The sequence below is a fragment of the Streptomyces griseoloalbus genome (assembly GCA_014650015.1).
GTDB classification, from domain to species: Bacteria; Actinomycetota; Actinomycetes; order Streptomycetales; family Streptomycetaceae; genus Streptomyces; species Streptomyces griseoloalbus.
In genome coordinates this window covers 345,273-360,306 of sequence record BMUD01000005.1, presented here as the reverse complement: position 1 = coordinate 360,306, position 15,034 = coordinate 345,273, and the positions used below count along the sequence as shown (strand labels likewise).

The following is a 15,034-nucleotide window of genomic DNA, read 5'->3' as shown; positions in this document are numbered from 1 at the left end:
CACTGGCTCGTCACCGCCGGGCGTCCGTGAGGCGCTCCGCCAGCGTTGCCGCGAACTCCTCCGCCCGGGACAGCTGGGTGCGCAGGTCGTCCATGCGCTGCCGGGTGACCTGCTCGAAGCCGCGGATCCGCGCCAGCAGTTCCTCGCGCTCCTCGGGCGGCGGTTCCTCGTCCGAGTCGAGGCGGTCGGTGGCCTCGAGCAGGGCGCGCATCTCGTCGAGGGTGAAGCCGAGCGGCTTCATGCGGCGGATGACCATCAGGCGGGCGACGTCGGCCTCGGTGTAGAGACGGAAGCCGCCCTGGGAGCGGGCGGAGGGGAGGACGAGGCCGGTCTCCTCGTAGTGCCGGATCGTGCGCAGCGACAGCTCGGTCCGTGCGGCGACCTCGCCGATCTGCATGTGCTGCTCGCTGCTCACTCGGGGCCTTCCTCGTCTTCGCCGTGGCCGACGCGTGGAGGGGGCGACGGCCATCTCTACCCTAACGTTAGGGTAGAGTCGTGGGTGCCGGCGGGGCCGACGACGCTCCCGCACCGCTGTCCGCCCGCCGTGATCCCTCATTCTCCCCCAGGCAGCGCCCGGTTCCTCACGAGTCACCGCGCCGCCGCCCACCGGCTTCGGGGCCGGCCGCCCCGGTCTGCCACGCCTCCTCCGAGTACGACAGGTTCCTTCGTCTTGTCCTCCTCCGCACTGTCCCCGACCGCGTGGTTGCGCGGTTCCCGACGTCCGTCCTGGCTGTCCGACCCGAAGGTGCTGCGCACCGAGGTGCTCGCGGGTCTCGTGGTCGCCCTCGCGCTGATCCCGGAGGCGATCTCCTTCTCGATCATCGCCGGGGTCGACCCGGCGGTCGGTCTGTTCGCCTCGTTCACGATGGCCGTGACCCTCGCGATCGTCGGCGGCCGGCCGGCCATGATCTCGGCGGCCACCGGCGCCGTCGCCCTGGTCATCGCCCCGCTCAACCGGGAGCACGGCTTCGGCTACCTGATCGCGGCCGTCATCCTGGCCGGCGTCTTCCAGATCGTCCTCGGTGCGCTCGGCGTGGCGAAGCTGATGCGGTTCGTGCCGCGCAGCGTGATGGTCGGCTTCGTCAACTCCCTCGCGATCCTCATCTTCATGGCGCAGGTGCCCGAGATGACGGACGTGCCGTGGGCCGTCTATCCGCTGATCGCCGCCGGCCTGGCGCTGATGGTGTTCTTCCCCAAGGTCACCACGGTGGTTCCGGCGCCGCTGGTGTCGATCGTCGTCCTCACCGTCATCACGGTCGCGGCCGGGATCGCCGTGCCGACCGTGGGCGACAAGGGCGCCCTGCCGTCCTCACTGCCCGTGCCGGGCCTGCCGGACGTGCCGTTCACCCTGGACACGCTGACGACGATCGCCCCGTACGCGCTGGCCATGGCGCTGGTCGGTCTGATGGAGTCGCTGATGACGGCCAAACTGGTCGACGACATCACCGACACCCCCTCCTCGAAGACCCGCGAGTCCGTCGGGCAGGGCGTCGCCAACATCGTCACCGGATTCTTCGGCGGCATGGGCGGCTGCGCCATGATCGGCCAGACGATGATCAACGTACGGGTCTCCGGCGCCCGCACCCGGCTGTCGACGTTCCTGGCGGGCGCGTTCCTGATGGTGCTGTGCATCGTCTTCGGGCCCGTCGTCTCCGACATCCCCATGGGCGCGCTCGTCGCCGTGATGGTCATGGTGTCGGTGGCCACCTTCGACTGGCACTCCGTCGCCCCGAAGACGCTGCAGCGGATGCCGGCCGGGGAGATCACCGTCATGGTGGTCACCGTCGTGTGTGTGGTCACCACCCACAACCTCGCCATCGGTGTCGTCGTCGGCTCCCTGACCGCCATGGTCGTCTTCGCCAGGCGCGTCGCCCACCTCGCCGAGGTCACCGCCGTCACCGACCCCGACCGCGCCACCGTCGTCTACCGGGTCACCGGCGAGCTGTTCTTCGCCTCCTCCAACGACCTGGTCGGCCGGTTCGGTTACGCCACCGACCCCGACAAGGTCGTCATCGACCTGTCCGCCGCGCACATCTGGGACGCGTCCTCCGTCGCCGCCCTGGACGCCATCGAGACGAAGTACGCCCAGCGCGGCAAGACCGTCGAGATCATCGGCCTGAACGAGCCGAGCGCCCGGATGCACGGCAACCTCAGCGGCGAGCTCTCCGGCGGTCACTGACCTGCCTGCGCGTACCCGGGCGAGGGCCGCGGAGGCATCGTTCTCCGCGGCCTTTCGGACGCACTCGCTCCGACGCCGGTCCGCGTCAGTCCCCGCTCATGCCTGGCCGGATGACGGCAAAGGGGACTGACAGCAAGAGAAGCATCGACACGGCCGGCTCACGGGCGGGGCCGCGTTGTCCCCCGTGCGAGCTACGTGCGGGTGTCCACTGTGAGGTGACGATTCCCGGGCCGCGGATCCGTAGCGTTCGCAGCGGTCGCGGCACCACGGCCGCGGATCCGGCGAAGGAGTCCTCATGAGAGTGGTCTGGCAGCTTCTGGCCGTGGTGGCGGTCGCCGCCATCGGTGGCCTGAGCGTGGCCGCGGTGCGGGACAACCCGTGGCTGACGCTCGTCGTCGGCCTGACGGTTGCCGTGCTGTCGGTGCTCGTCTACGGGTGGGTGGTACGGCGGACCGAGCACCGCACGGTGACGGAGGTGGCCCGGGAGGGGGCCCGGGCCGGGCTCGGCCGGGGGACGCTGATCGGCGTCGCGCTGTTCGGGACCGTCATCGTGAACATCGCCTTCCTCGGGCACTACGAGGTCGACGGCCCGGGCTCGGTGACGGGGGCGGTGGGGCTGGTCGGGTTCATGGCCGCCGCCGCCGCGACAGAGGAAGTGCTGTACCGCGGCGTCCTGTTCCGGATCGTCGAGGGACGCCTGGGCACGTGGATCGCGATGGCCCTGACCGGTGTCCTGTTCGGCCTGTCGCATCTGCTGAACGAGCACGCCACCCTGTGGGGCGCCATCGCCATCGCGATCGAGGCGGGCGGCATGCTCGCCGCCGCGTACGCCGCCACCCGCACCCTCTGGGTGCCGATCGGCCTGCACTTCGGCTGGAACTTCGCCGCGTCCGGCATCTTCAGCACCGAGGTCTCGGGCAACGACACCGCACAGGGGCTGCTGGACTCCTCGATGTCGGGCCCGCTGCTGATCAGCGGCGGTGACTTCGGCCCGGAGGCCAGCGCGTACTCGGTGCTGTTCTGTGTGCTGGCGACGCTCGTGTTCCTGTGGTCGGCCCGCCGGCGCGGCCAGTTGGTGCCCCGCCGCCGGCGCGCCGGCCGCGTCGAGGCCGCCGCTACACTCGCCCGGTGATCAGTCTTCGGCGGGCCGGGGAGCTGTGGCACCGGTGCGACGTCACGGTCCGGGATCTCCCGCTCGGGCTGCTGTTCCTCGCCGCGTCCTTCCTGCCGGGGTTGCGCGGCAACGGAACGGAGATCGGCGACCTGCCGACCCGCCCCTTCGACGCGCCGGCCGCCTGGGCGGTCGCCCTCCAGTGCCTTCCGCTCGCCGCGCGTCGGCGGTGGCCGGTCGTCTGTCTCGCCCTGGTGTCGGTCGGCTTCGCCGTCGACCAGCTGCGCGGCTACCACTCGTTCGCGGGCACCGCGCTGCCGATCGCCCTGCTGAGCGCGGGGGCCCATCTGGAACGGCACCGGCGCACCACCGCGGTCCTCGTCTCCGTGGCGTACGTGCCCCTGGCGGTCGCGCTGTACCGGATCGGTTCGGGCGGCGAGACGCCCGAGGAGTTCGTGACGTTCTACCTGGCGCTGGCCCTGGCGTGGGGCATCGGGGTGTGGCTGCGCTCCACCCGGATCGCGGAGGCCGAACGCCGCCGCCGTGTCGCCGAGGAGACCCGTGCCGCCGAACGCACGCGTATCGCCCGCGAGTTGCACGACGTGGTGACCCACCATGTGACGGCGATGGTCGTGCAGGCCGAGGCGGCACGCTATCTGACCGCCGCGCCCGACCGGCTGGAGCAGTCCCTGACCGCCGTGACCGACACCGGCCGGCGGGCCCTCGCCGATCTGCGGCACCTGCTCGGCCTGCTCAACCCCGATCACGGTACGGAAGCCAGGACGCCGCACGTCGGAGGACTCCTCACGCTCGTGGAGCAGACGCGCCGGGCCGGGCAGCCGGTGGAGTTCACGGAGCGGGGGACGCCGGCGACGTCGACCGGCAGCGCCGATCTCGTGGCCTACCGGGTGGTGCAGGAGGCCCTGACGAACGCTCTCAAGTACGCCCACGGCAGCCGCACTTCGGTCGAGGTGCGGCACGGGGAGAGGGACATCACCGTGGAGGTCAGCACGGAGGGTTCCGGATCACCGGCGTCCGCGTCCCCCGGGGGGAGCGGACGGGGTCTCGCCGGTCTCCGCCAGCGGGTCGACGTCCTGGGCGGCGACTTCCATGCCGGGCGGCAGGCGGGCGGCGGCTTCGTCGTACGGGCCCGGATACCGGCCGGGAGCCCGTCGTGACGGCGCCGATCCGGGTCCTGGTCTGCGACGACCAGATGCTGGTCCGCACCGGGCTGGTGACCATCATCGACGCCCAGCCGGACCTGGAGGTGGCGGGCGAGTGCGGTGACGGGCGGGCCGCCGTCGACCTCGCCGGCCGGCTGCGCCCGGACGTCGTGGTGATGGACGTACGCATGCCGCTGCTCGACGGCATCGAGGCCACACGGCTGCTGGCCGGTGCCGGGGTGCCGCATCCCGTCAAGGTGCTCGTCGTGACGACGTTCAACCTCGACGAGTACGTCTACGAGGCGCTGCGCGCGGGGGCGAGCGGTTTCCTGCTGAAGGACGCGCCGGCGGACCGGCTGCTGCACGGGATCAGGACCGTGGCCACGGGCGCGGCGCTGCTGGACCCCGAGGTGACGCGCCGGCTCGTGGGGAGATACGCCGCCCGCATCCGCCCCGCCGACGGCGCCGTGCGGGACATCCCGCTGACCCCCCGCGAGCTGGAGGTCCTCCGCCTCATCGCGGACGGCCTGTCCAACAGCGAGATCGCCGCCGCCCTGGTGATCAGCCAGGAGACGGTCAAGACGTTCGTCTCCCGCATCCTCGCCAAGCTCCAGCTCCGCGACCGGGTCCAGGCGGTCGTCTACGCCTACCGCCAGGGCCTGGTGACCTGACGCGTTCACCGCGTTCACCGCGTGCTCGGCCGGGCGCCGCGCAGGAACAGGGCGCTGGTGAGGGTGCCGAGAAGCACGACGGCGGCGTTCACCGCGATCGCGGCCTTCAGACCGCCGAGGACGGCCGCGGCACCGGTGCCGGTCATGGCGGCGGTGGCGACGGCGCTCATGATCGGCGTTCCCATCGTGATGCCGATCTGCTGGGTCATGGTGGCGAGGCCGGTGGCCAGGCCCTGTTCGTGGTCGGCGAGCCCCGAGGTGGCGGTGACCATGAAGCCCACGATGACGAGCATGTTGCCGACACCGCCGGCGAAGGTGGCGACCAGCAGCAGCCACATCCACGAGCGGTCGTCGCCGAGGCCGAGCAGGGCCGCGGTGGACAGGGTCTGCAGGAGGCCGCCGACAATCAGGGTGCGCCTGCTGCCGATCCTCCCGATGACCTTGGGAGCCGTGGAGCCGCCCACGACCGTTCCGATGCCGAGGACGCCGAAGGACAGGCCGGCGGCGAGCGGGGAGAAGCCGAGCACTTCCTGGAGGTAGAGGGTCAGCAGGAAGACCAGGGAGGTTTCGGTGAGGAAAGCGATCAGGCCGGCCACATTGCCCCAGGCCACCGATCGCTTGCCGAGCACGCCGATCGGGACCAGCGGCGCGGACACCTTGCGTTCGACAGCGAGGAAGACGAGCAGCAGGACCACGCCTGCCGCCAGCGGCACCAAGGCGTCCGCCGAGCCCCAGCCCTTCTCGCCGGCCCGGGTGAACCCGAGGACGAGGGCCAGCAGGCCGAGGGTGACACTGACGGCGCCGGGCACGTCCAGGCGGGGGCGCTCGGCGGGCCGGGACTCCTTGATGACCGTCGGGGCGACGATCAGCACGGCGAGGGCGACGGGCACGTTGACGAAGAACGCCCAGCGCCACGACAGCAGGTCGGTCAGCAGGCCGCCGAGGACGGCACCAGTGGTGAATCCGGCCGACATCAGCGCCCCGTTGAGGCCGAGCGCCTTTTCGCGCAGCGGCCCCTCCGGGAAGGAGGTCGTCAGCAGCGACAGTCCGGCCGGGGTCACGGCGGCGGTGGCCAGGCCCTGGAGGACACGGGCCGCGATCAGCACCTCGGGGTTCTGCGCCAGGCCGCACACGAGGGAGGCCACGCCCAGGACGACCAGGCCGCCGAGGAACAGCCGGCGGCGGCCGAACAGGTCCGCGACCCGGCCGAAGAGCAGGGTGAAGCCCGCCGCGCACAGCGCGAACGAGGTGGCGATCCACTGAAGGTGCCCCAGCGAGAAGCCGAGGCCCTCGCCGATCACCGGCAGCGCCACGTTCAGGATGGAGAAGTCCACGGCCAGCATGAACTGGGCGGCGAGAAGCAGGACCAGCACCAGCCGGAGGCGAGGGGTCAGCGCGGCGGGGGCGGTGCCGGCTGCGGTACCGGCCGCCTCCGCATCAGTGACAGACATGACGTCGGGTCCCTTTCCCTCGGGATGTCGTGCGCGGTGCACGCGGTTACGGAGAGAAAGGCTCGTCGGCGCCCCGGTTGCCAGCCAGAACCCCGTCGCGCACCGTCAGGGCGAGGGTGGTCATCACAGGACCACCCTCACCTCCCCCGGCCGCCCCGGCCGGCGTGCATCATGGGACGTCGGTGGCCAGAGCCCGTCGCACGCCACCGACCTGGAGGCATGGATGGACACCGCGTCCGAGCTGGGGAACTTCCTCAAGTCCCGCCGGGCCGCCCTGCGCCCCGAGGACGTCGGTATCGCGCCGCACCCGACCCGCCGCCGCGTCACCGGGCTGCGCCGCGAGGAGCTGGCGACGCTCGCCGGCGTTAGCATCACCCACTACACCCGCCTGGAACAGGGCCGCGCCACCGGCGCCTCCGACAGCGTCCTGGAGGCGATCGCGCGCACCTTGCGCCTCACCGACGACGAGACGGCCCACTTGAGGGACCTCGCCCGCCCGGCCACCGCGTCGTCCCGCCCCGCTCCGACGCCGGTGGAGCACGCCAGTGCCTCGGCCCGGCAACTGCTGGCGGCCATGACCGGCGTACCGGCCCTCGTCCTGGACCGGCGCAACGACGTCCTCGCGTGGAACCACCTGGGTCACGCGCTGCTCGCCGGGCACCTGGCGCCCGAGAGCCCCGACGCTCCCGCCACCCGCCCCAACCTGACCCGGATGCTCTTCCTGGACGAACGGTACCGGGAGTTGTACCCGGACTGGAACGAGGAGGCCCTACTCGCGGTGGCCTCCCTGCGCCTGGTCGCCGGCCGCCGCCCCGACGACCGCTCCCTGGCCGAGCTCATCGGTCACCTCACCCTGCACGGTGACGAGTTCGCCTCCCGCTGGGCCCGGCACCCGGTGCGCACCTGCACCTCCGGTGTGAAGCACCTGCGGCATCCGCTGGTCGGCGCGATGGACCTCAGCTTCGAGAACCTGGTCATCCCCGGCACCTCCGGCCAGCGCCTGATCGCCTACACGGCCGAGCCGGGCTCACCGTCGGAGGCGGCACTGCGAATCCTCGGCAGCGCGACGGCCCGGGCGACCGCGGCGACTCCGGGGGCTGCGGCGGCTTCGGCGGAGGGCGCGACCGTGGTACGGCGCCGACCACCCGGCACGCGTGTCACCAACGTCCCGGGACAGCACACCTAGAAGCGTGTATCGGAAGTGACCGGAGTGCCGGGCGTCGCGACTGGCGTACAACGACGCAGATGGAACATGCACTGTCAGTAGCATTGAGTACGGTCTGCCCATGGATCATCCGCCCGTCCGTGCCACTGCCGGCGACGCCCCTTCCCCTCGGCCACCGCGGTGCTCGATCCGACCGAGGTCCGGCTCGGATGACTCGCCTCAGCGCAGCGAGCGGAACGTCGTCCGGATTTCCTCGGTCAGGACGGAGGGCTGTTCGAGAGCCGCGAAGTGCCCACCGCGGTCGAGGCGGCGGTAGTGCAAGACATCGGTGTAGCGCCGTTCGATCCACCTTCGGGAGGCCTGGACGGCCTCGCCGGGGAAGATGCTGAATCCGGCAGGCACGGGGTTCGGCCCGGGCGGGGCGCTCTGCTCTCGCCGCGCTTCCCAGTACAGGCGTGCTGAAGAGGCCCCGGCGTTGGGCAGCCAGTACATCATGATGTCGTCCAGGATCTCGTCGCGGTCGATGACCGATTCAGGACCGGCGTCGCTGTCCGTGACGTCCTGGAAGAGTGTGTAGATCCACGCGGCCAGCCCGGAAGGCGAGTCGGCGAGAGAGTAGCCGATGGTCTGCGGCCTGGTGGACTGCTCCTTGAAGTAGCCGTCCAGCAGCGTCCGGTAGTTCAGTGCCCTGGCCAGCATGCGCTCCTCGTCCGGTGTCGCCTCGCTGATCTCCTGGGCGGTGGGGAACACCATGGGCAGGTTGACGTGCATGCCGAGGAACCCCCCGGGCACCTTGCGGCTGATGGCTTCCACGACGGCCGATCCCCAGTCGCCTCCCTGTGCGACCCACTCGCTGTAGCCGAGGCGGTTCATGAGTGCGATCCAGGCGTCGGCGATCCGGGGAACTCCCCAGCCGGTCGTCGTGGGCTTGTCGGAGAAGCCGAAGCCGGGCATCGAGGGAACGACGACGTGGAAGGCGTCCTCGGCCCGGCCGCCGTGCGCGACGGGGTCGGTCAGCGGCCCGATCATGTGCCGGAATTCGAGGATCGAGCCGGGCCATCCGTGGCAGAGGAGGAGCGGCAGAGCTGTCGGTTCGGGCGAACGCACGTGCAGGAAGTGCACGCCGACACCGTCGAGGACGGTCCGGAACGACCCGAGATCGTTGATCTCCCGCTCGCAGCGCCGCCAGTCGTAGTCGGTGGCCCAGTGCTCGCACAGCGCGCGGATCTGCTCCAGCCGTGGCCCCTGGTCCGGGTCGGTTTCCTGGTCCGGCCAGCGCGTATCGGCGAGTCGGCGGGCGAGACGGTCGAGTTCCCGGTCGGCGACCGCCACGCGGAACGGCTGGACGGTCATGGGCTGAGGTGACATATGCATCTCCTGGACGGGGGCGGGCATCCACCGTAACCATAGAAACGGAATTTTTATTCAACTTGAGAATGCATTTTCCACTTGTTACGGTGTGTGCATGGCCGAACCCCGCCTGCGCCGCGATGCGGAGCGCAACCGGCAGCTCCTGCTGGAGACAGCTCATGCCTTGATGGCTCGTGACGGTCTGGAGGTGACGTACCAGGAGATCGCCGCCGCGGCCGGGACCGGCACGGGCACCGTCTACCGCCGGTTCCCCGACCGGCAGCAGCTCGTGGACACCGTGTTCGCCGAACACATCGACGCCGTGGTCGAGCTGGCTCGACAGGCGTGTCGGTTCGACGATCCCTGGGCCGGCCTCACCTGGTTCATGGAGCGACAGCTCGAACTGGAGGCAGACAACCGTGGCCTCGGCCAGTTGCTGCGCGGCGGCCACCAGTCGTCCGAACTCGTGATCCGGGGGCGCGCTCAGATCACGCCGCTCGCGGCGGATCTGCTCGAGCGGGCGGTCCGCGCCGGCCTGCTACCGGCCGGGGTCACGCCGGCCGACCTGGTCACGGTCCACCTCATGGTCGGTGCGGTGATGGATACCGCCCGGCAGATCGACCCCGATCTGTGGCGACGCGCCCTGGCCGTGGCACTTGCCGGCCTCCAACACGCCGCACTGCCCACCCGACAACCGGACGACGACCTCATCGATCGCCTCTTCGGCGTCCCCGCGACACCGCGAGAACAGAAAGCCGCCCCCAATGAACCTGCCGAATGACCTGGTCGACGTCCTGCGCGCACCGGCCCTCTGCTTCGTGACCACCCTGATGCCGGATGGATCCCCGCAGATCACCCAGACGTGGGTCGACACCGACGGCGAGAACATCCTCATCAACACGGTGACCACGCATCAGAAGACGAAGAACATCGCCCGCGACCCGCGCGTCGCCGTCGGCATCGCCGACCCGGCCGAGCCGGCCCGCTACTGGGCAGCCCGCGGCACGGTCACGTCATCCACGACGCGGAGTGCCGACGAACACATCGACAGGCTGGCGCACAAATACCTGGGACGCTCCTACCCACAGTTCGGGGGCGGGCAGCAGGAGCGCGTCATGCTGACGATCCGCGTCCACCACCTGCACACCCCGCGCCGCTGACCCACCGGGATCGGGCTCCGGCGCCGCGCCGAAGCACGCCTTTCCGGCCCATCCGGAACCGGCCGCCCGGGGACACCGGGTCGCCTTCGCCGGACCCCCGCCCCGGCGGTGCTGCCGGGTCGGGTCCGCCGTCAGTCGCCTGAGCCGAGGGGGCAGCGGGGCAAAGGGCGCGCTGTTCACCACGTCACACGTTCAGCGAGGGGAGGGAGGGGCTCGGCCAGTGCGCGGGGCTGTGCCTGCCAGAGCAAGGGAAACGGTGCCGAGTCCCCTGCCGGCGCTCTCGGGCTGCCCCCCTCTCACGCACGCACTGCCAGGCCGTGTATCGAAAGTGGACCCTGATCGATCAATGACACGGTCCACGGCACGGGGTGATCTCACGGACGAGCAGTGGGCGACGTCGGAGCCCTTGTTGCGACGCTGTCCGCGGTCTCGGCATCCGTCGGCACGGCAGTCGATCCCCCGGCGGTCCCGGCGTACCCCGGCGGGGCTGCGGTGTACCCCCGTGCGGCGGCGGTCTCTCCCGGGCTCGGGAGGACCGTCGAGGTGATCTCGATGCGGTCGCCGACCCGGATCCGGTGGTAGAACCACTCCGCGTCCGTGATGCTCATGCCCACCCAGCCCGTCTCGGCGGAGAGGGCGCCGAGCGCCCGGGTGTCGAACGCGAGGGCGCCCGTGTAGACCGCTTGCCGGTCGGGGGTGCGCAGTTCGACCAGGTACGGGACCTTGACCTCTTTGCCCACCTCGGGGTTGCCCTCGAGCGGCAGCAGCTCGAGGTCGGCCTTGGCGACCACCGTCATCCGGCTGCCGGACGGGAACCGGCCGAAGGAGTGCGAGTCGACGCGCATGACGCGGTCGCCGACCGTGAGGGTGTGGCGGCCGAGGTCCAGCAGGCCGGCCGGGGCGGGACTCGGGGTCGCCGTGGTCGAGGTCGGGGGCGGGGTGTCCGACGCGGTGGCCGGAACCTGACGGTTCTCGGCCGGGTCCTCGGGGTGCAGTGTGAACGCGACGGCCGCCAGCGCGCAGGCCGCCGTGGCAGCCGTGCCGAGTACGGCCGTGACCTTGCGGCGGCGGGAACGGCGTTGGGCCCGGCCGCGGATCTCCGCGGCGTCCACACGCGGTGGGGTCTCGTGCTGTGCCGCCAGCTCACGCAGGGCACCGGCGAGTTCATCCGACACGGCCGCCCTCCCTCCAGGCCGGCTCCTCGGCCTCGTCCACCGCCAGGTGCCTGGCCAGTGCCGCCCGTCCGCGGGACAGTCTGGCCTTGACCGTCCCCACGGGTGCGCCGGTCTCGGAGGCTACCTGCTCGACGCTGAGGTCGCACAGGTGGTGCAGGACGATCGCCATGCGCTGCGGCTCCGGCAGTCGGCGCAGTGCGGTGACCAGCGCGGCGCGTTCCGGACCCGGTCCGGGGGTCGACTCCGGTGGCGGGGTGTGCCGTACCAGCTCCAGCCAGCGTTTCGCGCGTCGCCACCTGCTCACCGCGAGGCGCATGGCGACGGTGCGTATCCATGCCTCGGGTGCCTCGTCGGCCAGCAGCTTCCGACGCCGGTCCCAAGCCCGTACGAACGCCTCCTGGACCACGTCCTGGGCCTCGCCGAGGTCCCCGGTGAAGGCGTACAACTGCCCGGTCAGACGGGGGAACGCGGCCGCGTAGAAAGCATCGAACTCGTCCTCGGTCATGCCCTCCACCGGAGTCTCGGATTTTCCCCTGCAACCCGGCCGTCACCGCCATGCGTACAGGTTTCGCAGGTCGCGCACATCGAAGCACATCCCTGGAGGAAGACGATGAACACGGGTGCCGGGATCCATCGACCCGTCGTGCGGGTGGGCGCGCAGCGCAGAGATCCGTCGGTCGCGGACGTGACGTACACGCCGCTGCGTCCGGGGCGAAAACCCCGAGGGGGCGCTGTGGAGGGGGACTTCGCCGGGTACGCACGTGACCGCTGGCCGCGGCTGGTGGCCACCGCCCGGCTGCTCACCGAGGACCAGGGAGCCGCCGAGGAGTTGGCGCGTCGCACGCTGGTGCGGGCCTGTGCGCGGTGGCGGCGGATCCCGCGCAACGACGTCGACTTCCATGTATGGCGCTGTCTGGTCCGCGGGTATCTCCGGGGTCACCGGACGGGCGGCCGGCGTCGGGTGGTGCCGGTGCTGCGGTACTGGGAGGGGCTGGGAGAGGCCGAGATCGCGCAGGTGCTGGGGTGTTCGGTGGGGGCCGTACGCGCGGTGGTGCGGCGCGGGAAGAAGGAGGCACGTCCCGAGGACAGGCGGGCCGGGTTCGCCGCGGTGCTCGCCGGTCTAGTGCCGTCGGCCGTTCCGCTCGACGACATCCAGCGGGACGGCGCGCTGCGGCGCCGGCGGCGGGCGGGAGTCGTCGCCGCCGGGTGCGCCCTGCTGCTCGCCCCGCCGGCCGTCCTCGCCTTCGGCTCTCTCACGGGCGGTGAGGTCACCGGGGCGGCGGAGGAACCCGACCGCCCGGAGCCCGGGCCGATGCGCATCGTCGCTCCCGGTGAGCGGGTGTCCGCCGCTGAGGGTGTGGACGTCTGGCTGACTCCGGACGGCCACCACTGGTCCTCCCCGCAGGCGTCGAACCAGTTCCGCGCGGTCGGCGACACAGCCCTGGACCGCACGCGGGCGGGCGTCTCCGTCCAGGGCGAGCAACTGGACGACGGCAGGTACTTCCGGACCGGTGTGTACCACGGCCTGACCGCCGAGCCGGCCCGCATCGAGATCCGCACCGGAGGCAGGACCGTCACCGCGAACGTCCTGACGCTGGCGGGCAGTCCGGGGTGGGGCGTGTGGTACGCGACGACACCCCTGACGGACTCCCTCACGGATCACGCGAAAGCCGTCGCGGAAGCGGCCTCTTCGACCGGGGACGGCCCGACCGTCACGGCGTACGACGCGGCCGGTGACGTCCTGGTGCGGTCGGACCTCGGGCCCTCGGTCGCCCGGCCCGTACGCGTCGGGACGTGGCACTCGTGAAGCTGCCCCCGGCCCTCGGCCGGCTCCTGCGCAGGACGCCGGACCGCCCCCGCGTCCCCTTGCGCATCCGCTTCCGCCGCAGCCGGGGACGCTGGCTGCGGCGGCTGCTCGTCACGTTCCTCACGCTGCTCGCCGTCGTCTGCGGCGCGGCCGTGGTCGCCTACGAGCTGACCGGCATCCCCGAACCGCACCCCGAGACGGTCGTGCAGAGCACGGTCTTCGTCGACGCCGAGGGCTCCTATCTGGGCCGGCGCGGTCCGGTCGACCGGCAGGAGGTGCCCCTGTCCCAGGTCCCCCGGCATGTCCAGGACGCGGTGATCGCCGCGGAGAACCGGTCCTTCCGTACGGACACCGGGGTGTCGCCGCGCGCCATCGCCCGCGCGGTGTGGGCCACGGTGTCCGGCGGCGCCCCGCAGGGCGGTTCCACGATCACGCAGCAGTATGTGAAGAACGCGCTGCTCAGTCCGGAGCGGTCGTTGTCGCGCAAGGCGCGTGAGGCGTTGATCGCCATCAAGCTCGACCGTACGCGCGCCAAGGACGAGATCCTGGAGGGCTATCTGAACACGGTCTACTTCGGCCGGGGCGCGGCCGGTGTCCAGGCCGCCGCGCGGAACTACTTCGACGTGGCGCCGAAGGACCTCACCGTCTCCCAGGGCGCGGCCCTGGCCGCGATCGTCAACATCCCCTCGTACTACGAGAAGGCGGGCTCCGACCCGAAGGTGACCGCGAGGCTCCGGGACCGGTGGGAGTGGGTGCTGGACGCGATGGAGGCCGGCGGCGGCATCACGGGCGCGCAGCGGGAGAGGGCCCGTTTCCCGGCGTTCCGGTTCTATCCGCCGGGTGAGACGGAGGGGCAGCGGCAGTATCTGATCGACGTGGCCGCGAAGGAGGCGGCCGACCGGCTCGGCATCACCGAGGACCACCTGGCGCGCGGGGGTTACACCGTGCACACCACCTTCGATCTGACGTTGCAGGACGCCACCGCGGAGTCGGTGAAGAACCGTGCGAAGGGCTCCGGCGACGACGACGTCCGGGTGCACACGGCGGTGGTGGGGATCGAGCCCGGCGACGGGGCGGTACGGGTGCTGTACGGCGGTGCGGACTACGCCCGGCAGCCGTTCAACGACGCGGTGAGCGGGGCGGTGGAGGCGGGCTCGGTGCTCGATCCGTTCGCCGGCGCACGGCTCGGCGGTCCGCTGCGCGGGCTGCACGGGGCGGCGGCGCCGACTCCGCTGCGGCTGGCCTCGGCATACGCGGCCGTGGCGGCGAACGGCGTGTACGCGACTCCCCATACCGTGTCCCGGATCACACGCGAGGGGCGGACGGTGCACACCGCGCGCCCGGGAACCCGGCGGGCGCTGGACGAGAAGGGTGCCTATGGGGTGACGGCCCAGGCGCGGGGGCTCTTCGGTGGGCAGCAGGGGCTCGCCGTGCCCGTCACCGACCGGGCCGACGGGATCGGCGGGTTCGGCGGCACGGACGGGAACGGCGCGTTCCTCACTGCCGGGGCCGGTGGTGGCATCACCCGGCGCACCGTGTGGTCCGTCGGGTACGACTCCCGACTCGCCCTGGCCGTGGCCCTGTTCGCCGACCGGCCCGGCGCCGGGAAGAACACCACCGTGCCCGCGCACCTGCCGAACGACCCGTCCCCGACCGGGTACGCGGAACAGTTGGTGGGACAGACCTGGGAGCTGGCGAGAAGGCCGTGACGTTTTCCATATGCCGACTACGTCCGGATAACTCTCCGGTGGCCGCATCGATTTGGCGGGTGTGTCTCCCGTCACCCTCCTGGTAGAGCGTGA

The 15,034-nt window shown here is 71.7% G+C and carries 14 protein-coding genes; 9 read left to right on the top strand and 5 right to left on the bottom strand.

Features of this window, described 5'->3' with window-relative positions; genetic code table 11:
• Positions 1 to 10: 10 nt before the first annotated feature.
• Positions 11 to 397 carry a MerR family transcriptional regulator gene (locus IE178_RS10615; protein WP_193512077.1) on the bottom strand — a complete coding sequence of 129 codons (387 nt, stop codon included), beginning with the start codon at positions 395 to 397 and terminating at the stop codon, positions 11 to 13.
• Between the two features lie 288 nt (positions 398 to 685).
• Between IE178_RS10615 and IE178_RS10610 the strand changes: the two genes are divergently transcribed.
• The 4 genes from IE178_RS10610 to IE178_RS10595 all read left to right on the top strand — a co-directional run bounded on the left by IE178_RS10610 (position 686) and on the right by IE178_RS10595 (position 5,124).
• Positions 686 to 2,179, top strand: a complete 1,494-nt coding sequence (locus IE178_RS10610; protein WP_318279975.1) for a SulP family inorganic anion transporter — start codon at positions 686 to 688, stop codon at positions 2,177 to 2,179.
• A 295-nt stretch (positions 2,180 to 2,474) separates the two neighbouring features.
• Positions 2,475 to 3,311 carry a CPBP family intramembrane glutamic endopeptidase gene (locus IE178_RS10605; protein ID WP_193512052.1) on the top strand — a complete coding sequence of 279 codons (837 nt, stop codon included), beginning with the start codon at positions 2,475 to 2,477 and terminating at the stop codon, positions 3,309 to 3,311.
• Entirely contained in the window at positions 3,308 to 4,468 is a 1,161-nt protein-coding gene (locus IE178_RS10600; protein ID WP_193512051.1) for a sensor histidine kinase, read from the top strand. Before IE178_RS10605 ends, IE178_RS10600 begins: the two co-directional genes overlap by 4 nt.
• On the top strand, positions 4,465 to 5,124 hold the full coding sequence (locus IE178_RS10595) for a response regulator (protein ID WP_193512050.1): 660 nt from the start codon (positions 4,465 to 4,467) through the stop codon (positions 5,122 to 5,124). Before IE178_RS10600 ends, IE178_RS10595 begins: the two co-directional genes overlap by 4 nt.
• 14 nt (positions 5,125 to 5,138) lie before the next feature.
• Here the strand turns inward: IE178_RS10595 and IE178_RS10590 are convergent, their stop codons facing one another.
• The gene (locus IE178_RS10590) at positions 5,139 to 6,575 is read right to left on the bottom strand and encodes an MFS transporter (RefSeq protein ID WP_193512049.1); all 1,437 of its coding nucleotides are present in this window, start codon (positions 6,573 to 6,575) and stop codon (positions 5,139 to 5,141) included.
• 223 nt (positions 6,576 to 6,798) lie between these two features.
• On the opposite strand from IE178_RS10590, the gene IE178_RS10585 reads away from it, so the two are divergent.
• Positions 6,799 to 7,761, top strand: a complete 963-nt coding sequence (locus IE178_RS10585; RefSeq protein WP_193512048.1) for a helix-turn-helix transcriptional regulator — start codon at positions 6,799 to 6,801, stop codon at positions 7,759 to 7,761.
• 198 nt (positions 7,762 to 7,959) lie between these two features.
• Here the strand turns inward: IE178_RS10585 and IE178_RS10580 are convergent, their stop codons facing one another.
• On the bottom strand, positions 7,960 to 9,108 hold the full coding sequence (locus IE178_RS10580; RefSeq protein ID WP_318279966.1) for an epoxide hydrolase family protein: 1,149 nt from the start codon (positions 9,106 to 9,108) through the stop codon (positions 7,960 to 7,962).
• A gap of 97 nt (positions 9,109 to 9,205) precedes the next feature.
• Between IE178_RS10580 and IE178_RS10575 the strand changes: the two genes are divergently transcribed.
• Together IE178_RS10575 and IE178_RS10570 are read left to right on the top strand one after the other, a co-directional pair.
• Complete coding sequence (locus IE178_RS10575) at positions 9,206 to 9,871, top strand: TetR/AcrR family transcriptional regulator (RefSeq protein ID WP_193512047.1); 666 nt, start codon at positions 9,206 to 9,208, stop codon at positions 9,869 to 9,871.
• Positions 9,855 to 10,250: a PPOX class F420-dependent oxidoreductase gene (locus IE178_RS10570; RefSeq protein WP_184764588.1), complete on the top strand. Its 396-nt coding sequence runs from the start codon at positions 9,855 to 9,857 to the stop codon at positions 10,248 to 10,250. The genes IE178_RS10575 and IE178_RS10570 overlap by 17 nt, the downstream gene beginning before the upstream one ends.
• Positions 10,251 to 10,624: 374 nt before the next feature.
• Here IE178_RS10570 and IE178_RS10565 read toward each other — a convergent pair whose 3' ends face one another.
• Positions 10,625 to 11,425, bottom strand: coding sequence for a hypothetical protein (locus IE178_RS10565; RefSeq protein ID WP_193512046.1), 801 nt, complete (start codon positions 11,423 to 11,425; stop codon positions 10,625 to 10,627).
• A complete protein-coding gene (locus tag IE178_RS10560; protein WP_184764590.1) occupies positions 11,415 to 11,930 on the bottom strand; it encodes a SigE family RNA polymerase sigma factor in 516 nt (171 codons plus the stop codon). The genes IE178_RS10565 and IE178_RS10560 overlap by 11 nt, the downstream gene beginning before the upstream one ends.
• 228 nt (positions 11,931 to 12,158) lie before the next feature.
• On the opposite strand from IE178_RS10560, the gene IE178_RS10555 reads away from it, so the two are divergent.
• Both IE178_RS10555 and IE178_RS10550 read left to right on the top strand, forming a co-directional pair.
• Positions 12,159 to 13,232: a sigma factor-like helix-turn-helix DNA-binding protein gene (locus IE178_RS10555; RefSeq protein ID WP_318279965.1), complete on the top strand. Its 1,074-nt coding sequence runs from the start codon at positions 12,159 to 12,161 to the stop codon at positions 13,230 to 13,232.
• Positions 13,220 to 14,941: a transglycosylase domain-containing protein gene (locus IE178_RS10550; RefSeq protein ID WP_318279964.1), complete on the top strand. Its 1,722-nt coding sequence runs from the start codon at positions 13,220 to 13,222 to the stop codon at positions 14,939 to 14,941. Before IE178_RS10555 ends, IE178_RS10550 begins: the two co-directional genes overlap by 13 nt.
• Positions 14,942 to 15,034: the final 93 nt, after the last annotated feature.